Consider the following 17534-nt stretch of genomic DNA (forward strand, 5'->3'; position numbering starts at 1 on the left):
CTCATCAAGGGCCGGAAACAGCCCGCATATCTTTCATGAAGTCGGGTAGCCGCGCGCCCATGGCTCCACCACGTGGGAAATACACCGATAGCAGAGAAATAACAAAAATGGGACCAAGTCGTCGCTCGCTTCTCGCCGGCGGAGCGGCTCTGGGTCTGCTGGGCGCGGTCGGCTGTAGCCGGGTGACCGGCTCCGACGTCAAGGACGGGGGCAACCTGCTGGAGCGCCTGCGGTCGCAGGGCACGGTCCGACTGGGAATTGCGGGGGAGATCCCATTCGGCTACATCGACAAGAACGGCGACTTCACCGGTGAGGCGCCGGAGATCGCGAAGGTCATCTTCAAGCGGCTGGGCGTGCCCAAGGTCCAGCCGGTGCCGACCGAGTTCGGCTCGCTCATTCCGGGCCTTCGCTCGCAGCAGTTCGACGTGGTCTCGGCGGGGATGTACATCAACCCCGAGCGCTGTGCTCAGGTGATCTTCTCGGACCCCGACTACCGCATGCGTGACGCGTTCATCGTGCGCAAGGGGAATCCGAAGAACCTCCACAACTACCAGGACATCGTGAAGAAGAAGGCCAAGATGGCCACCGGCACCGCGTATGCCGAGATCGGCTACGCGGAGGACGCCGGGATCAAGCAGAGCGACATGCTGATCCTCCCGGACCAGCTGGCCGGGCTGCTGGCGGTGGAGCAGGGCCGGGCCGATGTCTTCGCGGGCACGACCGTGACCGTCCACAACGTGGTGAAGCAGCGGAACAGCCGGCTGGCCGAGGCCACCGAGCCGTTCCAGCCGATGGTCGACGGCAAACCGGACATCGGCGCCGGCGGCTTCGCCTTCCGCCCGGAGGAGACCAAGCTCCGGGACGCCTTCAATGTCGAGCTGCACAAGATGAAGAAGAGCGGCGAGCTGCTGCGCATCGTGCGGCCCTTCGGTTTCACCAAGGAAGAGATGACCGATCTGACCGCCGAGGAGCTGTGCTCATGACGGCCGGACTGTGGACGAACTGGCTCCTTCCCGGTGTCTGGATCACCATTCAGCTGACCCTGTACAGCGCGGTCTTCGCGGCCGTCGTCGCGTTCGGCATCGGGATGGCCCGCACCTCCCGGCTGTGGATCGTCCGCTTCCTGACGGGCTTCTACGTGGAGGTCTTCCGCGGCACCTCGGCCCTGGTGCTGATGTTCTGGCTGTTCTTCGTGATGCCGCTGGCCTTCCACTACCAGCTGGTGCCGATGTGGGCGGCGGTGCTCGCCCTGGGCCTCACCTACGGGGCGTACGGTTCGGAGATCGTGCGGGGCGCGATCGCCGCGGTGGCCCCGGCACAGCGTGAGGCGGCCATCGCGCTGAGTTTCACCCCCGCGCAGCGGATGCGCCGGGTGATCCTGCCGCAGGCGATACCGGAGATGATTCCGCCCTTCAACAACCTCCTGATCGAGCTGTTGAAGGCGACCGCCCTGGTCTCCGCGGTGAGCGTCGCCGACATCACCTTCGCCGCCCAGCTCTCCCGGCTGGCGACCGGTGACAGCCTGCAGATCTACGCGATCATCCTGGTCCTCTACTTCGTGCTGGCCTTCGTCCTCACCCGGCTGATGCGGCTGCTGGAGCGGCGCGCCAAGGCGGGCATCGGCCAGGCTCCGGTGACGTCCGGCAAGGGCCCGCTGCTCACCCGGAAGCTGTCCGCCCGCCAGGAGACCGAGCAGTCGTCCAACACCATCACGGCGGGAGGTGCCCAGTGAACTGGAACTGGGACGTGGCCAAGGACTTCCTCCCCGAACTGGGCAAGGGGCTGCTGATCACCCTGGAGGCGACCGCGCTGGGCTCGGTCCTGGCGTTCGCGCTCGGCCTGGTGTGGGCGATGGCCTTCCGCTCGCCGACCCGCTTCGTCCGCTGGCCGGTGGCGGCGGTCGTGGAGTTCATCCGCAACACTCCGCTGCTGGTGCAGCTGTTCTTCTTCTACTACGTGCTGCCGACCTGGGACATCAAGTTCTCGGCGCTCACCACCGGTGTGATCGCGCTCGGTCTGCACTACTCGACGTACACCGCCGAGGTCTACCGGGCCGGTATCGACGGTGTGCCCAAGGGGCAGTGGGAGGCGGCGACCGCGCTCAGCCTCTCCCGCCGCCGTACCTGGACCGCGGTGATCCTGCCGCAGGCGATCCGCCGAGTGGTGCCCGCTCTGGGCAACTACGTCATCGCGATGCTGAAGGACTCCCCGATGCTCGCGCTGATCGGCGTCGTCGACATGCTGCAGAAGGCGCGCGCGGAGGGCGCGTCGTCCTTCCAGTACATCGAGCCCTACACGATGGTCGGCATCGCCTTCATCGTCATCGCCTATCCGGCTTCCCTTCTGATGCGAGCCCTGGAGCGTCGTCTTGGCCACTGAAACCGACCACACGAATCCTGCCGTGGACGGCAGTGAACTGATCCGCTTCGACCAGGTGACCAAGCGCTTCGGCAGCAATACGGTCCTGGACAACCTCGACTTCTCGGTGTCCTCCGGCAAGCACGTCACCCTGATCGGCCCCTCGGGATCGGGCAAGACCACGATCCTGCGGCTGCTGATGACGCTGATCAAGCCGGACGAGGGCACGATCAAGGTCGACGGCGACTACCTCACCCACGAGGACAAGGGCGGCGCGCTGGTCCCGGCGGGCGAGAAGCACACCCGTGAGGTGCGCAAGAAGATCGGAATGGTCTTCCAGCAGTTCAACCTGTTCCCCAATATGCGGGTGCTGCGGAACATCACCGAGGCCCCGGTGCACGTACTGGGCCTGAACAAGGACGAGGCCGAGACCCGCGCCCGGGAGTTGCTCGACCTGGTCGGGCTCGGCGACAAATGCGACGCGTACCCGACGCAGCTGTCCGGCGGACAGCAGCAGCGGGTGGCGATCGCCCGCGCGCTGGCGATGCGGCCGCAGGTGATGCTGCTGGACGAGGTGACCTCGGCGCTGGACCCGGAGCTGGTGGCCGGGGTGCTGGATGTGCTGCGTGACATCGCTCACACGACGGACATCACCATGCTCTGCGTCACCCATGAGATGAACTTCGCCCGGGACATCTCCGACGACGTGCTGATGTTCGACGCGGGCCGGGTGATCGAGTCCGGACCGCCGGAGAAGATCTTCACCGAGCCGGAGCACGAGCGGACGAGGGAGTTCCTGAGCGCCGTTCTCTAGATCGCGGTTCTCGGGATCACCCGGCCCCTGCCGGGTGCCGGCCGGCACGCCCCCGCGAGCCCCTCGCGGGGGCGTGCTCACGTCATATGCCAGGCAAATACGCCCCTGTTGAACGGGGTCGCGGCGCCTCGGCAATATCCGCAACACCCGGCCCCGGCACGGCGCTTGGCGGTTATCGTGATACAAAGCCAGGCCAACCTGCGAGGGGGAAACCGTGGCGCTCAGACCCGAGCCGACCACGCCGTTCCACTCGGTGCAGCATGCCCTCCGGATCCTGGAGGTCGTCGCCAAACGCTCGTCCGGCGTCAGCGACACCACGATCGCCCGGGAGACCCGGCTGCCGGCCCACCAGCTCGCCGATCTGCTGCGGATGCTGCGCCGCGAAGGCTATGTGGAACAGATCGCCGACGGCGCCTATGTCGGCGGCAGGTCGCTGACCCTGCTGGGCTCCGCAGGCGCCGGCCGCGGCCACGCCGTCCAGGACAAGCTCCAGCAGTCGCTCTTCGCCCTGCGCGACTCGGTGGGCGCGGCGGTCTATCTCAGCCGCTATGTGGACGGCGAGATCAGGATCACCCAGTACGCTGACGGACCCCGGACGCCCAAGGTCCACGAATGGGTGGACTTCCGCTCCGCCGCCCATGCGATGGCGCTCGGCAAATGCCTGCTCACCCAGCTCGACCACGACAGCCGCCGCGATCACCTCTCCCGCCACAAGACGGTGCGGCTCACCTCCCGGACCACCACCAACGAGAAGGTGCTGTTCCGCAAGCTGGACAGCCAGCCCGCCACCGTCCCCGTCCTCGACCTCCAGGAATACGCGGTCGGCACGGTCTGCGCGGCGGTCCCGATCAGCGCCGGCCGCTCGGTGGGCTCGCTGGCCCTCTCGCTCCCCCTGGCCCACGCCCACCGGCTGCGCCAGGCCGCCGACACCCTCAACCGGGAGGCGGCCCCGATGCTGCTCTCCCTCTCCATCTGAGCCCCGCCCCGGCCGACCGGAGGGGCCCCGGCCCTGCCCCGGAGAGCGATGGTCAAAACCACCCTCTCGGACCAGGTAGTATTTCTTGTGTCAGCAGGCGCCGCTAGCTCAGTTGGTTAGAGCAGCTGACTCTTAATCAGCGGGTCCGGGGTTCGAGTCCCTGGCGGCGCACCATGGCAGTCATCTGGGGCTTCTCGGTCTTCCGAGAAGCCCCAGATGCGTTGTGCGCTCCACCGCCAGGATCTTCACACCATGGAGTGATCAGACCACAGAACGTGCCCCCGTCGCGTCGGTGCCCGGAACACTGGCTTCATCCAGGAAAGGGGTGCAACATGACGGTTATGACCGAGCGCACGCACATGCTGGTGGAGGAGTTCGAGGAGATCGCCTCCACGGTGCCCGAAACCGTCACGTTGGAGTTCATCAACGGGCGGATCGAGGAGAAGTACGTGCCGGACGGAGATCACGACGAGATCATCAGGTGGCTGCAGAAGCGATGCATGCAGCACCGTCCCGATCTCTGGCTCTACGCGAGCGAGCGCGGCCTGAAAGCGGAGGCATACCGGAAAGGACGCGTACGCCCGGACGGCGTGCTGGCGCCTGATGGGCACTTCTCGGGCCATGGTGAGTGGTCGGACCCCGAGGGCGTCCTGATGACCGTCGAGGTCACCTCGCACGACGGAGACACCGGCCGCCGCGACCGCATCGAAAAGCCCGCCGCCTACGCGGCCGTGGGCATCCCGGTCTACCTCCTCGTGGACCGCGACGCCTGCGCGGTCATCGTGCACACCAACCCCGATCCCAAGAGCAGCTGCTACCTCGACATCCACCGGGCGCCCTTCGGGGAGCAGGTGGTGCTTCCCGAGCCGGTGGGCATCACCCTCGACACGGACACCCTGAAGAACTACGTGCGCTGACGCGCCCCGCCCCGCACCTCCAGTGCGTCCAGCAGCTCGTCCGTGGCGGCGGCGATCGCGTCGACGGCCTTGTCGAACGCCTCCGCGTTGTGCGCGGCCGGGCGGCGGAAGCCGGAGACCTTGCGGACGTATTGCAGCGCCGCGGCCCGCGTGTCGTCCTCGGTGACCGACTCGGTGTACGGCGGGCGGAGTGTCTTGATGGATCTGCACATACCGCCGACGGTACGCCGGGGGACCGACACCGCCCATGGCCTCCGGCCCGCGGACATCGGCACCACCGCTGGGGCCCAGCCACTCGGGCTCAGCCTCTCGGGCCGGCGAAACCCGTGCGCTCAGCCCAGCCGCAGACCCGCCAGGGTCACCGCCGGTCGCGCCGGGTCACCGGGCGCGGACTCGTCCCGTACGGCGACCGCCGCGTAGTAGCCGGACGGTGCGTCGAGGTCGGCGAAGGCCCAGCCGCTGGGGCCGGGCGGTGCGTCGGCGGGGGCCAGGCCGTCCGCGAGGCCGACGTGGTGGGCGGCGAGCCCGCCCGGCAGCCCGGTGCCGATGCCCTTCAGATACGCCTCCTTACGGACCCAGCAGCCGAGGAACGCCTCCTCCCGCAGCGCCTCCGGAAGCGCGCCGATCGCCGCCCGCTCCCCGGGGTGCAGCTGATCGATCAGACCCGCCAGCCGGGCCCCGGCGCGCCTGGGGTCCCGCTCCTCGATGTCCGCGCCGACGGGCACCCCGGCGACGGCGCACAGGGCGGCGTCCCCGGAGTGGGAGAGGGAGAAGTGCAGCGTGTCCTCGCCCGCCAGGGCCGGGCGGCCATGCGGTTTGTCGCAGTCCGGCATTCCGCAGGTCTCCCGGGTGAACTCGACCTCGGCCGGGTCTGTGCCGAGATAGCCGCCGAGCAGCGTCCGCAGCCCCACGTGCGAGGTCACATAGCGCTCCCGCGCCACCTCCGACCGCAGCCGGGCCGCGCGCTCGCGCTCCCGCTCGTCCAGCATGCCCTCCGCGACGGCGGTGGCAGCGGCGGCGGCGGACGGCGGGATGCGCAGCAGCCATACGGCCACCTCGCCGGGGCCGGGGCGGTCCTCGGGGCGGGGCAGGGCGTGGGCCGGAGCCCATTCTCCGGGCTCGCGTGCGGGCTCCTGACCGGGCTCGCGTCCGGATTCCGGTCCGGGCTTCCGTCCGGATTCCGGTCCGGGCTCGCGTCCGGATTCCGGTCCGGGCTCCCGTGCGGGCTGAACCGGGCTGGTGAACGACACTGTTCCGCTTCCCCCGTGCTATCGGCCGATGATGCGCTCGCTGTGGATGTACCGACGGTACAGCGGCGCGCCCGGCGCGCCGTGCGCGCCCCGCCGTCGCGGCGTGCCGTCACGACCGGTTCGCGCGCCCCCAACACCCTTTCCACGACGCGGCGTTGCCGATCGCGGACACCCGGTGACTTAGGACACGTTCGGCTCCGGGCCGACGCGGCCGCTTGCCCCTTCGCATTACGATCGCGCACGTTCGGGCACGATCGGTGATGGGGGTTTTGCGACCATGGCGACGGGATTCCTGGCGAAGGCGGCCTCGGCGGCGACCCTCCCGGTGGCGCCGCTGTACGGCGCCTTCCTCTCGTACATGATCTACCACCCGCCCCGCAGACCGCATCACAAGAAGCCCGCCGACATGGGGCTGACCAGCACCGATGTCAATGTTCCGCTGGACGGGCAGCGGGGCCGCGGACTGCACGTCTGGCTCATCCCCGGCGACACCGGGCGGGTCGTGGTCCTCGGACACGGGCTGGGGCTGAGCAAGTCCGCGAGTCTGGCGCAGGCTCGGCTGCTCAGCCAGGCGGGCTATACGGTCGCCCTGTTCGACCACCGCAACCACGGTAAGAGCGTCACGGACCGGGCGGGCTGGGGCATGAGCGACCGGCACACCGACGATGTGGTCGCCGTGGTGCGGCATATGCGGTCGATGGACGAGTACGCCACGGCGCGCATCGCCATCTACGGCTTCTCCATCTCGACCTTCCCCTCCTTCTACATGCTGGGGAGGGAGGACTGCCCGGTCGACGCGGTGGTCTGCGACAGCGGCCCGGCGCTGGAGCTTGCCCCGCTGTTCCGCAACTTCGTCGCGGCCGGTGGGGTGCCCATCCCCGGCCCGCTGGGCACCGGCCCCTCCCGCCCGGTCGTGGAGACGGTCGCCTCGTCGGCGGCGGTGGCGATGCTGCGGGTGCAGTGGCCGCCGCCGGCCGGGGGTGCGTACGAGCGCACCCCGATGCTCTTCCTGGCCGGTGAGCGCGACACCATGATCCCCGCCGCCGGGGTACGGGCACTGGCCGAGCGCTATCCGCTGGCCGAGGTGCACACCCTGCCGGACACCGAGCACCTCCAGGGGATCAAGACCCAGCCGGATGTCTACACGGACACCGTCCTGGGCTTCCTGGAGCGGACCCTGAAGGACTGACCCGGCGGCGGGCCCCCGGCCGGGGGCCCGCCGCCGTGGTGCGTTCGGACGGGTGCGGCCGGGTGGCTCAGTCCTTGAGCTCGCAGATCACCGCGCCCGCGCTGACCGAGGCGCCGACGTTCGCGTTCAGGTTCTTGACGATGCCCGCGCGGTGGGCGTTGAGGGGCTGTTCCATCTTCATGGCCTCCAGGACCACGATGAGGTCGCCCTCGGCCACGGTGTCGCCCTCCGCGACGGCGACCTTGACGATGGTGCCCTGCATCGGGGAGGCCAGGGCGTCACCGGAGGCGGCGGAGCCCGACTTCTTGGCCGCCTTGCGCTTCGGCTTCTTGGCCCCCGCGGTCTCCCCCGGCGACACCGCCAGACCGAGGACCGCCGGGAGGGAGATCTCCAGGCGTTTGCCGCCGACCTCGACCACGACGGTCTCGCGGGCGGTGGGCTCCTCCGCCTCGTCGGTCCCGGTCGGGGTGAACGGGGCGATCGTGTTGTGGAACTCGGTCTCGATCCAGCGGGTGTGGACCGTGAACGGCTCGCTGGTGAACGCCGGGTCCTTCACCACCGCCCGGTGGAACGGAATGGCGGTGGCCATGCCCTCGACCTGGAACTCCGCCAGCGCCCGAGCCGCCCGCTGAAGCGCCTGCGCACGGGTGGCACCGGTGACGATCAGCTTGGCCAGCAGCGAGTCCCACGCCGGACCGATCACACTGCCCGACTCCACCCCCGCGTCCAGCCGCACCCCCGGCCCGGCCGGCGGCACGAAGGAGGTCACGGTGCCGGGGGCGGGCAGGAAGTTGCGGCCCGGGTCCTCACCGTTGATCCGGAACTCGAACGAGTGGCCCCGCATCGGCGGGTCGTCGTAGCCGATGGCCTCGCCGTCGGCGATGCGGAACATCTCCCGCACCAGGTCGATCCCGGTGACCTCCTCGGTGACCGGATGCTCCACCTGAAGCCGGGTGTTGACCTCCAGGAAGGAGATCGTGCCGTCATTGCCGACCAGGAACTCCACCGTCCCGGCGCCCACGTAGCCGGCTTCCTTGAGGATGGCCTTCGACGCCTGGCGCAGCTGGGCGTTCTGGTCCTCGGTCAGGAAGGGGGCCGGGGCTTCCTCGACGAGCTTTTGGTGGCGGCGCTGGAGGGAGCAGTCACGGGTGGAGACCACGACCACGTTGCCGTGGGTGTCGGCCAGGCACTGGGTCTCCACGTGGCGGGGCTTGTCCAGGTAGCGCTCGACGAAGCACTCGCCGCGGCCGAAGGCGGCGACGGCCTCGCGGACGGCGGAGTCGTAGAGTTCGGGGACTTCTTCCATGGTGCGGGCGACCTTCAGGCCGCGTCCGCCGCCGCCGAAGGCGGCCTTGATGGCGATGGGCAGGCCGTGCTGCTCGGCGAAGGCCACGACCTCGTCGGCGCCGCTGACCGGGTCGGGGGTGCCGGCGACCAGGGGGGCGCCGGCGCGCTGGGCGATGTGGCGGGCGGCGACCTTGTCGCCCAGGTGGCGGATGGCCTGGGGCGGGGGGCCGATCCAGGTCAGGCCGGCGTCGAGGACGGCCTGGGCGAAGTCGGCGTTCTCGGAGAGGAATCCATAGCCGGGGTGGACGGCGTCGGCGCCGGACTCGGCGGCCGCGGCCAGGACCTTGGCCTGGTCGAGATAGCTGGCCGCCGGGGTGTCACCGCCCAGCGCGTAGGCTTCGTCGGCCGCGCGCACATGACATGCGTCCCGGTCCGGATCGGCGTAGACGGCAACGCTCGCGATCCCGGCATCCCGGCAGGCACGGGCAACACGGACAGCGATCTCGCCGCGATTGGCGATGAGCACCTTTTGCATGCTCTCTCTTCCCTCTTCTGAAAGGTTCCGTCCCGGCTGAGGACGGTCAAGGTTGCTACCCCAGGGCCCGCTCGAGGAAGTCCAGCACCACGCTCGCGTAGCCTTCAGGATCGGTCTCCAGCCCGAGCAGATGCTCGGCGCCCGGCAGGACGTGCGTCTCGGCCTGGGCATAGCGCTCGGCCAGCGCGTCCACCGAGGAGGGCGGCACGATCGCATCGTGCTCACCGGACATGAACAACAGGGGGATCTTGGCGAACTTGCCCGTCGCGGGCGGCGGCCACTCGGCCCGGAGCATGGCCGGTCCCACCGCGCACAGCGCGTGCGTCACCACCGAACGGGCCGGCTCGCCCTTCAGCGGGGCGGGCAGCGGCAGCGCCTCCGCCTCCAGGAACTTGCGCAGCAGCGGCGGGACATCGTGCCCCGGCCCGCTGTCGCACACCAGTGCGTCCAGGTCGAACCCGTCGTGCGTCAGCGCCCACATGGACGAGAAGCACGAGAACGAGAAGCCGTAGAAGGCTATCCGCGCCGAGCCGTACCCCCGCCGTTCGCGCAGATGGGACACCACGGCGGTGACGTCGTCGGCGAACCGGTCGCTGAGCCCGAACAGCGCCCGGTCGTTGCTGCTCGCCCCGTGGTTGCGATGGTCGAACAGGCAGACGGTGTACCCGGCGTCGTGCAGGAACTTCGCATGGCGCAGGCTGTGGTCCTTCGCCGTCGCCATGCTGTGCCCGAGCACCACCACCTTCTCCGGGGACCCCGGGCACAGCCAGGTGTCGAGGTACTTGCGCGCCGCGAAGGCGACCTTCAGCTCCGTGCAGGGCAGCCCGTGGTCCCGCGGGTGCTCCCGCTGCTCCCGGCGCCGCGGATGGAAGGCCAGATACGCCAGCGAGGCCCCGTACAGCGGGGCGATCGGCAGGGCCGCGACCGAGAGGACGCGGGCTCCCAAGGAGGGAGGCCGCGCCGACGTCTGGCGTGGCTCGGGCATTCGCGTCCTCCAGGAGGGGGAGTGTCCATCGGCGGTCAGGGCGGTCTCGTCCCGGTCAGGACGGGTGAGTGGAGGGGCGGAGGGACGGGCGGGTGGACGGGCGACAACGTGTGAACGAGCGGGCGGACGAAGAGTCAGCCACAGCCTCCGGCATGGCCCGGATCGGCCGAGCGGGCCGCGGCGAAGTCCGTGTCCGACGGCTCGGCAGGGGGCGTGTCCCGGGAGCGTGCGCCGGAGCCCGCGCCTGGCCGTGAGCCGGAGCGTATCGAGTCGACGAAGGCCGGGAGCCGGTCCACGCCCCAGAACTTGTCATAGCCGTGGGTGAAGAACGGCACGCCGAACGCGCCGGCCTCGCTGAGCGTGAGCAGCGCCTGGAGCCCTCGCCCAGCGCGCAGCTCCTCGTCTTCGGCCGCCGCGGCCGCCCGGTCGGCCGGCAGCCCGAGCTCTTCGGCGATGGCCGCGATGGTCGTACGGTCGCAGATGTCGCGGCCCTCCAGCCAGCGCGCACGGTAGACGCGCTCGATGTAGGCGGGGCCGAGCCCCGCGTCCAGCGCGAGGAAGTACGGCAGATGCGGCACCTCCCAGACCGGGTCGAGATCCACCGGCCAGCTGACCGAGAGCCCTCGTTCGGCCGTCAGCCGGCGCACGTCCTGGAGAATATAGAGATGTTTCTCCCGGGACATCGCCGCGTACGGAAAGTGACGGCGGTGTTCGGCCATACGGCGCTCACCGTCCGCGTCCGGCTCCCACCACGGGTGCCATTCCACCGCCTGTGCGACATCCGGATAGCGGTCCATCAGGTCACGGTAGGCGATCCAGCTGTACGGGCTGCGGAAATTGAAATAGAAGCGCGGTACTTTGCTGCGCTTGGCTGCCACGTCCGGTACCCCCCTCGCTTCCCTCAGATGACGATGCCGCCGTCGACCTGGAACACCGCGCCGGTCACGTACTCCGCGCCGACCAGGTACGCGACCATGTCGGCGACCTCCTCCGGACGGCCGAACCGGCGGAGCGGGATGCTCTCCTCCGCCGCCTTCCGGGCCCGGTCGGACAGCTCCGCCGTCATATCGGTCTCCACGAAGCCGGGCGCCACCACATTGGCCCGGATGCCGTACCGCCCGACCTCCTTGGCGAGCGACTTGGTGAAGCCGATGATCCCCGCTTTGGACGCGGCGTAATTGGTCTGGGTCGCATTGCCGTGGACCCCGGCGACCGACGAGATGTTGATGACGCATCCGGACTTGCGTTTCATCATTCCGAACACCACGGAACGGCACAGATGGTAAGTGCCGTCCAGGTTGACCTCCAGGACGCTCCGCCACTCCTCGTCCTTCATCAGCAGCAGCGGATTGTCCCGGGTGATCCCGGCGGAGGTGACCGCGACCTCGACCGGGCCGAGCGACTCCTCGGTGAAGGCGACGAGTTCGCGCACCGCGCCCGCGTCGCGCACATCCGCCTGGTGGCCGATCACCCGCCCGCCGCCGAGCCGCGCCGCCTCCTCCTCCAGCGCGCGGGCGGCGTCAGGGCCGGCGCGATGGCAGAACGCCACGTCGAAACCGTCCCGGGCCAGCCGCAGCACGGTGGCCCGGCCTATGCCGCGGGAACCGCCGGAGACCAGCGCGACGCGCGGCGCCGCCCGCTCCCTGTCACCGGATGTGCGGCCCGTGTCGTCGTCGGATATTCGGTCGGACATACGGTGAGGTCCTTCTCCCGTGGGTATCGGTCAGCGGGGTGCGGTCACAGGGGGATCGGCCGCGGACGGGTCGGTCGCAGGGCGATCGGCCGCGGGCGGGTCGGTCGCCGGCGGATCGGTCGCGGGTGTGCCGGTCAGGTCGGAGGCCGGACGCATGGTCATCGTCAGCCGGCCGATGGTGAGGGCGGTCTCGTCCCCGACCAGGCTCTCGCCCTCGAAGACGAAGGTCTCGCCGACCCGGCGGGCCAGCCGCACATGGTGCTCCACCACATCGCCGGGGATCACCGGGCGGTGGAACTCGGCATCGGTGATGCCGCCGAGCAGCATCGCCTCGCCCGTGCGCACATCGGGGTTGGGCCGGTCCCAGGTGACCAGCACCCCGGCCACATGGCACCAGGACTCGATGAGCACCGTCCACGGGTAGTGGTAGTCCTCCGCGGACGCGGTGTCCGGCAGTCCCTCGTACCAGGGCTCGTTGCAGGTGACCGCCTTCAGGCCGCGCGCCCGCTCGCCCGGCACCAGTTCGGTGACCCGGTCCACCAGCAGCATGGGGTAGCGATGCGGCAGCATCCGCCTGATCTGGTCGACGGTGATCATCCGGCGTCCGTCCTCCGGTCCTCGAAGCGCAGCCTTATCTGCGCGGCGGTCCCGCGCCCGGTGGCCGCCGAGGCCCGGCAGCGCACCGCCCCGTCCTTGCGTGACCAGACGTATTCGCTGGTCAGCTCGTCTCCGGGGTAGACCGGGCTGAGGAAGCGGGCGGACTCGACGGTCGCGAGGACCCAAGTCCCGCCCGGTTCCCGCTCCGGCAGCGTGGCGAGGGCGCCGCGCTGGACGTACTCGACGACACACACCCCGGGGAAGATGGGGAACCCGGGGAAGTGCCCGGCGAACACCTTCTCCGAGGCGCCGATCACGGTGACGCACCGGGCGGGCCGCTCACCGGGCACTCCGGGGTCCACGACCTGCACGGTGCCGTCGACCGGCCCGCACGCGGTCACCGTCATCTCATTTCTCCAGCTTCGAGGCGAGCAGGTCGTGGACCTTCCGGAGCGTGGTGATGTCCTTCATCTCCCGCTCCTCCAGCTTCACCGAGTACTTCTTCTCCAGGACGACCATCACCTCGAGGGCCATCAGGGAGTCCACGCCGAGCGTCTTGACGAAGTCGGCGTCATCGGTGACGTCCTCCTCGTCCACATCGAGCACATCCGCGACGAAGGTGCGCAGCTCGTCCATGTCCAGGGCGGTGGTGGCGTCGGCCATGCGGGGTCTCCTTCCGCTCTCAGGGGGGGTTGGGGCTCAGGGGGGGTGGGGCTCAGCGGGGTTGGGGTGGTTCAGCGGGGTTCGGGGGTGGTCAGCTTGGCGAGGGCGGCGGCCGACTCGACCGGGACGGTCCGCGCGCCGTCCACGATCCGGCGGATCATGCCGGTCAGCTGGCGTCCGGGGCCCAGCTCCACGAACCGGGCGCAGCCCAGTTCGCCGGCGAGCGTCCGTACGCACTCCTCCCAGCGCACCGGGCTGGTGAGCTGGTTCAGTTCGAGGTCCCGCCAGTGCTCGCCGGTCGCGTACGGGCGGGCGTCCGTGTTGGCGACGACCGGGGTGTGCTCGGGGGCGAACTGCACGGCGGCCAGGGCCTCGCGCAGCTCATCGGCGGCCGCGGCCATCAGCGGGCTGTGGAAGGCGCCGCCGACGGCGAGCCGGATGACCTTGCCCTCACTCTCGACGGCCCGTTCGGCGAGCCGGTCCACGGCCTCCGCAGTGCCCGAGACCACGATGGCGCCGGGTGCGTTGACGTTGGCGATCCAGACCTGGCCGCCCTCCTCCTGGCCGCCATCCCCCTGAACCTGGGCGACCAGCGTCGCCACCGTCTCGGGGTCGAGCCGCACCACGGCGGCCATGGTGCCGGGCGACCGCTCGGCGCACGCGCGCATGGCCCGGCCGCGGGCGGCGACGAGGCGGGCGGTGTCGGCGAGCGACGCGGCCCCGGCGGCGTACAGCGCGGTGTACTCGCCCAGGCTGTGTCCGGCACAGGCCACCACCTCGCCCAGCAGCCCGGCGGCCCGCGCCTCGCGGTGGGCCATGACCTCGGTGGTGAAGACGGCGATCTGGGCGAGATCGGTGCGGCGCAGCGTCTCGTCGTCGGCTTTCAGCAGGAGTTCCTCGACGTCGATCCCGGTGTGCTCGGAGATCTCGGCCACCACCGCCCACGACGCGGTGTCCTGCCACGCCTGGCCCATACCGGCCTTCTGGGCGCCCTGCCCGGGGAAGACCAGCGCGGTACGGGGCGTCTGGTCCCCGGCCGGTCCGCCCGCCGCCCCCGCGTCCGTTGTGTCTCTGTCCGCCGTATTCGCCATGTCTCTGTTCGTCATCTCAACCAGCTCCTTCAGCTCATGGGCCGGCCGGCCCGTCACCGGATCCGCAGCAGGGCCGCGCCGACCACGCCGTCCCGGTCCACGGTGGTGACCAGGGCGGTTCCGCCAGAGGCGATGTCCTGGCGCTCGGCGAGCGCCAGGACGGTGGCGATCTGGAACGCCGCCGCGGCGGCGCAGGTGTCCCCGATGATGTCGGCGGCCGTGATCCGCGGCGGCTCCTGCTCGCCGAAGACGTCGGTGAGGGCGGCGCGCTCGGCGTCCCCCTCGGCGCCGGGGGCGCCGGAGTCGGCGATGACGCTCAGCTCGCCGGGGGCCACCCCGGTGCGGTCCAGCAGCCGGCCGATCACCTTGGCGAGCACCGTACGGGCGGCCGCCGCGTCCGCGGCGCAGCCGAACTCCAAGCCCGCGACCTCGGCGAGCCCGGCCCGGCCGTGCTCGCGCGCCGAGGCGTCGGGCTCCAGCAGCCATACGGCCGCGCCCTCCCCGAGTACGGCGGCGCTGTCGGCGCTGTCCCCGTCCGCGCGGGCGTGCCACTCCAGCCAGGCGCGGGCGGAGGAGAACTCCTCGACCGCCCCGCACAGCACGGCGTCCGCCCGTCCGGCCCGCTGGAGCCGCAGCGCGTACTGGAGGGCGAGCAGTCCGGTGGCGCGGCCGCCCGCGATGGTGGTGTTGGGGCCCTTGAGCCCGTGCCAGATGGCGGACTGGCCGGCCGCGCAGTTCATCACGGTGTTGGGGAACCGGGCCGGGTCCACGTAGAAGGGCTTCTCCCCCACCAGCGAGTCCCGGGTGAAGTCCATGATGCTCTGGGCGGATCCGGTGCTGGTGCCCAGCGCGAGACCGGCCCGTTCGTCCACCCCCGGCAGCCGCTCGGCCTCGTCCTGCTCCCGCTCCCGCTCCCCGGTCAGCAGGTGGCGGATCGCGGTGACGGCCAGCCCGGTGGCCCGGTCCATGGAGCGGGTGCCCTTGCGGCCGAGGATCTGCCGGATGTGGAAGTCGGGCACCAGGCCGGCCTCGCGGAACGGCACCGACCACTCCTCGGGGTCCAGCGGCCGGCCGGCCGGGCGGCCGGACCCCAGGGCCGCGGTGAAGTCGGCCCCGCGCAGGCCCAGGGGCGATACGGCGGTCCAGGCCGAGATGACCGGGGCGGCCCCGACGGCGGCGTTGACCATGGGTTCGGGTACTCCTTCGGTTGAGGCCCGGGGGCCGTGGGAGGGGCGGATCACAGGAACCACACCTGTTCGTAGGCGGGCCACAGCGCCGCGAGGCCGTCGCCCTCGATGACGCGGACGCCGGGCAGCAGCCGTTCGGGCGCGGTGCGGCCGTACGCGGCCAGGCCGTCCTCCTCGACCAGCACGGTCACCCCGGCGGCCAGCAGCTTCGCCACGGAGGCGGACGGGTCGGGCAGGGTGTCCAGGGTGCGGGTGCCCAGGCGCAGCGAGGGCCGGAAGCCGCTGTCGAGGGCGTAGCCGGCGGCGGGGCCGCGCAGCGCCAGATCGCAGCCGCCGCTCTGCCGGTGCAGATCGGCCACCGGGTACAGGGCGTCCGCGTACTGGGTCTCGACCGAGCCCCGGTACGCCTTCTCCACGATCACCAGCCAGCGCGCCTGGTCGCCCATGGGTCAGCACACCCCCATCAGCAGGGCCTTGTCCGCCGCGTTCACATGCTCGGCGAAGACGAACGGCGCCCGCGTGCGGACCTGCGGGATCTGGTCGGCGGCGCCCCGCTCCTCGGCGCAGAAGCGGCACACGTACCAGTACAGCCGGTCGGGGTGGTCGGCGATCAGCTCGCGCACCACGCGGGCGGTGGAGGGGTGCTCGCGTCCCAGGTCGGTGTAGTCGCGGGGTTTGGTGTCGCCGAGGGCCGCGCCGGTCAGCCGGGTGGCGTCGCCGCAGGTCCAGATCTGCACCCGGGCGCCCTGGTCGAGCAGCGCGGTCGCCAGCCGCAGCGCCGAGGTGACCAGGTCGGTCTGATGGGGTGCGCCGAAGAGGTTGAGCAGCACATCGGTACGGGGAACGGGCCTGGCCATCAGTGCCACACCGGCCTGACCCGCGGTTCCAGCAGCTTGGCGGCCACGTCGGCCATCTCCACCAGCCGTGCCCGGGGCGTCAGATCGGCGGCGGGGAGGGCGCGCTGGGCGGCGGAGAAGGAGTCCACCCACAGCTCGCCGCCGTCGCCCAGAAAGGTCTCGATGCCCGGCGAGTTGCCGGGCACGGCGGCGGTCACGCCGTTCTCGACCAGGCACAGCACCACCTGGTGGCCGTCCCTGACCAGCCGCGCGGCGTCGCCGAGGAACCGCTCGCAGGCGGGTCCGGTCTGCGGCCCGCCCGTCTCGATCAGCAGATGGGCCGTCATGTCAGCAGCTCACCGCCGTCCACGCCGATCACATTGCCGGTGATCCAGGAGGAGTCGGTGCGCGAGAGCAGGGACACCGCCTCGGCGACGTCCTCGGGCCGGGTCAGCCGGTGGTGCGGGTTGAGGTCCCTGGCATGGGCGGCGAGCCGGTCGCTGCCGGGGATGCGCTCCATGGACGGCGTCGGGGTCACCCCGGCGCGCAGCGCGTTGACGGCGATGCCGGAGGGGGCGAGCTCCAGGGCGAGCTGGCGCACATGGGACTCCAGGGCGGCCTTGGCGGCGGAGACGGCGCCGTAGTTGGGCATCACCCGGGCGCCCCCGGCGCTGGTCATCGCGTACACCTTGGCGCCCTCGCGCAGCAGCCCCGCGGTGAACAGGTCCTGGGTCCAGTAGACGAGGGAGTGCGCCATCACGTCGAGCGTCATGTTCATCTGGCGGGCGGTCACGCTGTCCTCGCCGTCCGCGCCGACGTACGGCAGCAGGGTGCCGAAGGCGAGGGAGTGCACCACGATCCGGATGCCCGTGCCGCTGGTCAGCTCCTCGAACCGGGGCAGCAGCTCCTCGCGGGTGCGGGCGGAGGCGGCGTTGGCGTTGAAGAAGTGGGCCTCGACGCCGTGGCCACGCATCTCCTCCCGGGCGACGGCGGCTTTCTCCTGGCCGTCGGTGGTGTCGAAGTGGACCCCCAGGATGTGGACGCCCTCGCGGGCCAGTTCATGGGCGACGGCCAGGCCCATACCGCTGGACGCGCCCAGGACCAGGCACCAGGAACCTTCGAGTGAGGTGATCATCGGTCGCTCGCCCTCCGTGGT

Annotated in this window: 22 protein-coding genes and 1 tRNA gene; 8 read left to right on the top strand and 15 right to left on the bottom strand. The window is 70.9% G+C overall.

Annotated elements, in window-relative coordinates; genetic code table 11:
* The first annotated feature begins 59 nt into the window (after positions 1-59).
* From ehuB to PS467_RS16275, 7 genes are all read left to right on the top strand, one after another.
* Entirely contained in the window at positions 60-983 is a 924-nt protein-coding gene (gene ehuB, locus PS467_RS16245) for an ectoine/hydroxyectoine ABC transporter substrate-binding protein EhuB (protein WP_311035892.1), read from the top strand.
* Complete coding sequence (gene ehuC / locus PS467_RS16250; protein WP_311035893.1) at positions 980-1732, top strand: ectoine/hydroxyectoine ABC transporter permease subunit EhuC; 753 nt, start codon at positions 980-982, stop codon at positions 1730-1732. Before ehuB ends, ehuC begins: the two co-directional genes overlap by 4 nt.
* Positions 1729-2379: an ectoine/hydroxyectoine ABC transporter permease subunit EhuD gene (gene ehuD / locus PS467_RS16255; RefSeq protein ID WP_311035894.1), complete on the top strand. Its 651-nt coding sequence runs from the start codon at positions 1729-1731 to the stop codon at positions 2377-2379. Before ehuC ends, ehuD begins: the two co-directional genes overlap by 4 nt.
* Before the next feature lie 22 nt (positions 2380-2401).
* Entirely contained in the window at positions 2402-3172 is a 771-nt protein-coding gene (gene ehuA, locus PS467_RS16260; protein ID WP_311039878.1) for an ectoine/hydroxyectoine ABC transporter ATP-binding protein EhuA, read from the top strand.
* Between the two features lie 214 nt (positions 3173-3386).
* Positions 3387-4148 carry an IclR family transcriptional regulator gene (locus tag PS467_RS16265; protein ID WP_311035895.1) on the top strand — a complete coding sequence of 254 codons (762 nt, stop codon included), beginning with the start codon at positions 3387-3389 and terminating at the stop codon, positions 4146-4148.
* Between the two features lie 97 nt (positions 4149-4245).
* A tRNA-Lys gene (locus PS467_RS16270) sits at positions 4246-4322 on the top strand.
* 158 nt (positions 4323-4480) lie between these two features.
* On the top strand, positions 4481-5065 hold the full coding sequence (locus tag PS467_RS16275; RefSeq protein ID WP_311035896.1) for a Uma2 family endonuclease: 585 nt from the start codon (positions 4481-4483) through the stop codon (positions 5063-5065).
* On the opposite strand, the gene PS467_RS16280 is transcribed toward PS467_RS16275, so the two are convergent.
* Both PS467_RS16280 and PS467_RS16285 read right to left on the bottom strand, forming a co-directional pair.
* Positions 5053-5277 carry a DUF2277 domain-containing protein gene (locus tag PS467_RS16280; RefSeq protein ID WP_311035897.1) on the bottom strand — a complete coding sequence of 75 codons (225 nt, stop codon included), beginning with the start codon at positions 5275-5277 and terminating at the stop codon, positions 5053-5055. The genes PS467_RS16275 and PS467_RS16280 overlap by 13 nt on opposite strands.
* A 120-nt stretch (positions 5278-5397) precedes the next feature.
* Positions 5398-6315 (bottom strand): 4'-phosphopantetheinyl transferase superfamily protein, encoded by a 918-nt coding sequence (locus PS467_RS16285; protein WP_311035898.1) that lies wholly within the window; start codon positions 6313-6315, stop codon positions 5398-5400.
* A 277-nt stretch (positions 6316-6592) separates the two neighbouring features.
* Here PS467_RS16285 and PS467_RS16290 point away from each other — a divergent pair, with 277 nt between their 5' ends.
* Positions 6593-7504 carry an alpha/beta hydrolase gene (locus PS467_RS16290; RefSeq protein WP_311035899.1) on the top strand — a complete coding sequence of 304 codons (912 nt, stop codon included), beginning with the start codon at positions 6593-6595 and terminating at the stop codon, positions 7502-7504.
* Positions 7505-7571: 67 nt separating this feature from the next.
* Here PS467_RS16290 and PS467_RS16295 read toward each other — a convergent pair whose 3' ends face one another.
* From PS467_RS16295 to PS467_RS16355, 13 genes are all read right to left on the bottom strand, one after another.
* The gene (locus PS467_RS16295) at positions 7572-9326 is read right to left on the bottom strand and encodes an acetyl/propionyl/methylcrotonyl-CoA carboxylase subunit alpha (RefSeq protein ID WP_311035900.1); all 1755 of its coding nucleotides are present in this window, start codon (positions 9324-9326) and stop codon (positions 7572-7574) included.
* A 55-nt stretch (positions 9327-9381) separates the two neighbouring features.
* Positions 9382-10311: an alpha/beta hydrolase gene (locus PS467_RS16300; protein ID WP_311035901.1), complete on the bottom strand. Its 930-nt coding sequence runs from the start codon at positions 10309-10311 to the stop codon at positions 9382-9384.
* 134 nt (positions 10312-10445) lie between these two features.
* Complete coding sequence (locus PS467_RS16305; RefSeq protein ID WP_311035902.1) at positions 10446-11189, bottom strand: DsbA family protein; 744 nt, start codon at positions 11187-11189, stop codon at positions 10446-10448.
* A gap of 23 nt (positions 11190-11212) precedes the next feature.
* Positions 11213-12004, bottom strand: coding sequence for a 3-oxoacyl-ACP reductase FabG (gene fabG / locus PS467_RS16310; RefSeq protein ID WP_311035903.1), 792 nt, complete (start codon positions 12002-12004; stop codon positions 11213-11215).
* 30 nt (positions 12005-12034) lie between these two features.
* Entirely contained in the window at positions 12035-12601 is a 567-nt protein-coding gene (locus tag PS467_RS16315; RefSeq protein ID WP_311035904.1) for a 3-hydroxyacyl-ACP dehydratase FabZ family protein, read from the bottom strand.
* A complete protein-coding gene (locus PS467_RS16320) occupies positions 12598-13008 on the bottom strand; it encodes an ApeI family dehydratase (RefSeq protein WP_311035905.1) in 411 nt (136 codons plus the stop codon). The genes PS467_RS16315 and PS467_RS16320 overlap by 4 nt, the downstream gene beginning before the upstream one ends.
* Position 13009: 1 nt before the next feature.
* The gene (locus PS467_RS16325; RefSeq protein WP_311035906.1) at positions 13010-13264 is read right to left on the bottom strand and encodes an acyl carrier protein; all 255 of its coding nucleotides are present in this window, start codon (positions 13262-13264) and stop codon (positions 13010-13012) included.
* Between the two features lie 71 nt (positions 13265-13335).
* A complete protein-coding gene (locus PS467_RS16330; protein WP_311035907.1) occupies positions 13336-14370 on the bottom strand; it encodes an ACP S-malonyltransferase in 1035 nt (344 codons plus the stop codon).
* A 38-nt stretch (positions 14371-14408) separates the two neighbouring features.
* On the bottom strand, positions 14409-15542 hold the full coding sequence (locus tag PS467_RS16335; protein WP_311035908.1) for a beta-ketoacyl synthase N-terminal-like domain-containing protein: 1134 nt from the start codon (positions 15540-15542) through the stop codon (positions 14409-14411).
* 50 nt (positions 15543-15592) lie between these two features.
* The gene (locus PS467_RS16340; protein WP_268972254.1) at positions 15593-15988 is read right to left on the bottom strand and encodes a hypothetical protein; all 396 of its coding nucleotides are present in this window, start codon (positions 15986-15988) and stop codon (positions 15593-15595) included.
* Positions 15989-15991: 3 nt separating this feature from the next.
* Positions 15992-16399: a DsrE family protein gene (locus PS467_RS16345; protein ID WP_311035909.1), complete on the bottom strand. Its 408-nt coding sequence runs from the start codon at positions 16397-16399 to the stop codon at positions 15992-15994.
* Positions 16399-16725, bottom strand: coding sequence for a hypothetical protein (locus tag PS467_RS16350; protein ID WP_311035910.1), 327 nt, complete (start codon positions 16723-16725; stop codon positions 16399-16401). The genes PS467_RS16345 and PS467_RS16350 overlap by 1 nt, the downstream gene beginning before the upstream one ends.
* The gene (locus tag PS467_RS16355; RefSeq protein ID WP_311035911.1) at positions 16722-17513 is read right to left on the bottom strand and encodes an SDR family oxidoreductase; all 792 of its coding nucleotides are present in this window, start codon (positions 17511-17513) and stop codon (positions 16722-16724) included. The genes PS467_RS16350 and PS467_RS16355 overlap by 4 nt, the downstream gene beginning before the upstream one ends.
* Positions 17514-17534 lie beyond the last annotated feature (21 nt).

It is taken from the genome of Streptomyces luomodiensis (assembly GCF_031679605.1).
Lineage (GTDB): Bacteria > Actinomycetota > Actinomycetes > Streptomycetales > Streptomycetaceae > Streptomyces > Streptomyces luomodiensis.

What these genes read in the sequence shown, in the direction of transcription:
- PS467_RS16340 (WP_268972254.1), bottom strand. Translation starts at nt 15,988, where the DNA reads ATGGGCGACCAGGCGCGCTGGCTGGTGATCGTGGAGAAGGCGTACCGG.
- ehuB (WP_311035892.1), top strand. Translation starts at nt 60, where the DNA reads ATGGCTCCACCACGTGGGAAATACACCGATAGCAGAGAAATAACAAAA.
- PS467_RS16290 (WP_311035899.1), top strand. Translation starts at nt 6,593, where the DNA reads ATGGCGACGGGATTCCTGGCGAAGGCGGCCTCGGCGGCGACCCTCCCG.
- PS467_RS16300 (WP_311035901.1), bottom strand. Translation starts at nt 10,311, where the DNA reads ATGCCCGAGCCACGCCAGACGTCGGCGCGGCCTCCCTCCTTGGGAGCC.
- PS467_RS16350 (WP_311035910.1), bottom strand. Translation starts at nt 16,725, where the DNA reads ATGACGGCCCATCTGCTGATCGAGACGGGCGGGCCGCAGACCGGACCC.
- PS467_RS16275 (WP_311035896.1), top strand. Translation starts at nt 4,481, where the DNA reads ATGACGGTTATGACCGAGCGCACGCACATGCTGGTGGAGGAGTTCGAG.
- PS467_RS16295 (WP_311035900.1), bottom strand. Translation starts at nt 9,326, where the DNA reads ATGCAAAAGGTGCTCATCGCCAATCGCGGCGAGATCGCTGTCCGTGTT.
- PS467_RS16320 (WP_311035905.1), bottom strand. Translation starts at nt 13,008, where the DNA reads ATGACGGTGACCGCGTGCGGGCCGGTCGACGGCACCGTGCAGGTCGTG.
- PS467_RS16330 (WP_311035907.1), bottom strand. Translation starts at nt 14,370, where the DNA reads ATGACGAACAGAGACATGGCGAATACGGCGGACAGAGACACAACGGAC.
- ehuC (WP_311035893.1), top strand. Translation starts at nt 980, where the DNA reads ATGACGGCCGGACTGTGGACGAACTGGCTCCTTCCCGGTGTCTGGATC.
- PS467_RS16335 (WP_311035908.1), bottom strand. Translation starts at nt 15,542, where the DNA reads ATGGTCAACGCCGCCGTCGGGGCCGCCCCGGTCATCTCGGCCTGGACC.
- PS467_RS16355 (WP_311035911.1), bottom strand. Translation starts at nt 17,513, where the DNA reads ATGATCACCTCACTCGAAGGTTCCTGGTGCCTGGTCCTGGGCGCGTCC.
- PS467_RS16325 (WP_311035906.1), bottom strand. Translation starts at nt 13,264, where the DNA reads ATGGCCGACGCCACCACCGCCCTGGACATGGACGAGCTGCGCACCTTC.
- PS467_RS16280 (WP_311035897.1), bottom strand. Translation starts at nt 5,277, where the DNA reads ATGTGCAGATCCATCAAGACACTCCGCCCGCCGTACACCGAGTCGGTC.
- PS467_RS16345 (WP_311035909.1), bottom strand. Translation starts at nt 16,399, where the DNA reads ATGGCCAGGCCCGTTCCCCGTACCGATGTGCTGCTCAACCTCTTCGGC.
- PS467_RS16315 (WP_311035904.1), bottom strand. Translation starts at nt 12,601, where the DNA reads ATGATCACCGTCGACCAGATCAGGCGGATGCTGCCGCATCGCTACCCC.
- fabG (WP_311035903.1), bottom strand. Translation starts at nt 12,004, where the DNA reads ATGTCCGACCGAATATCCGACGACGACACGGGCCGCACATCCGGTGAC.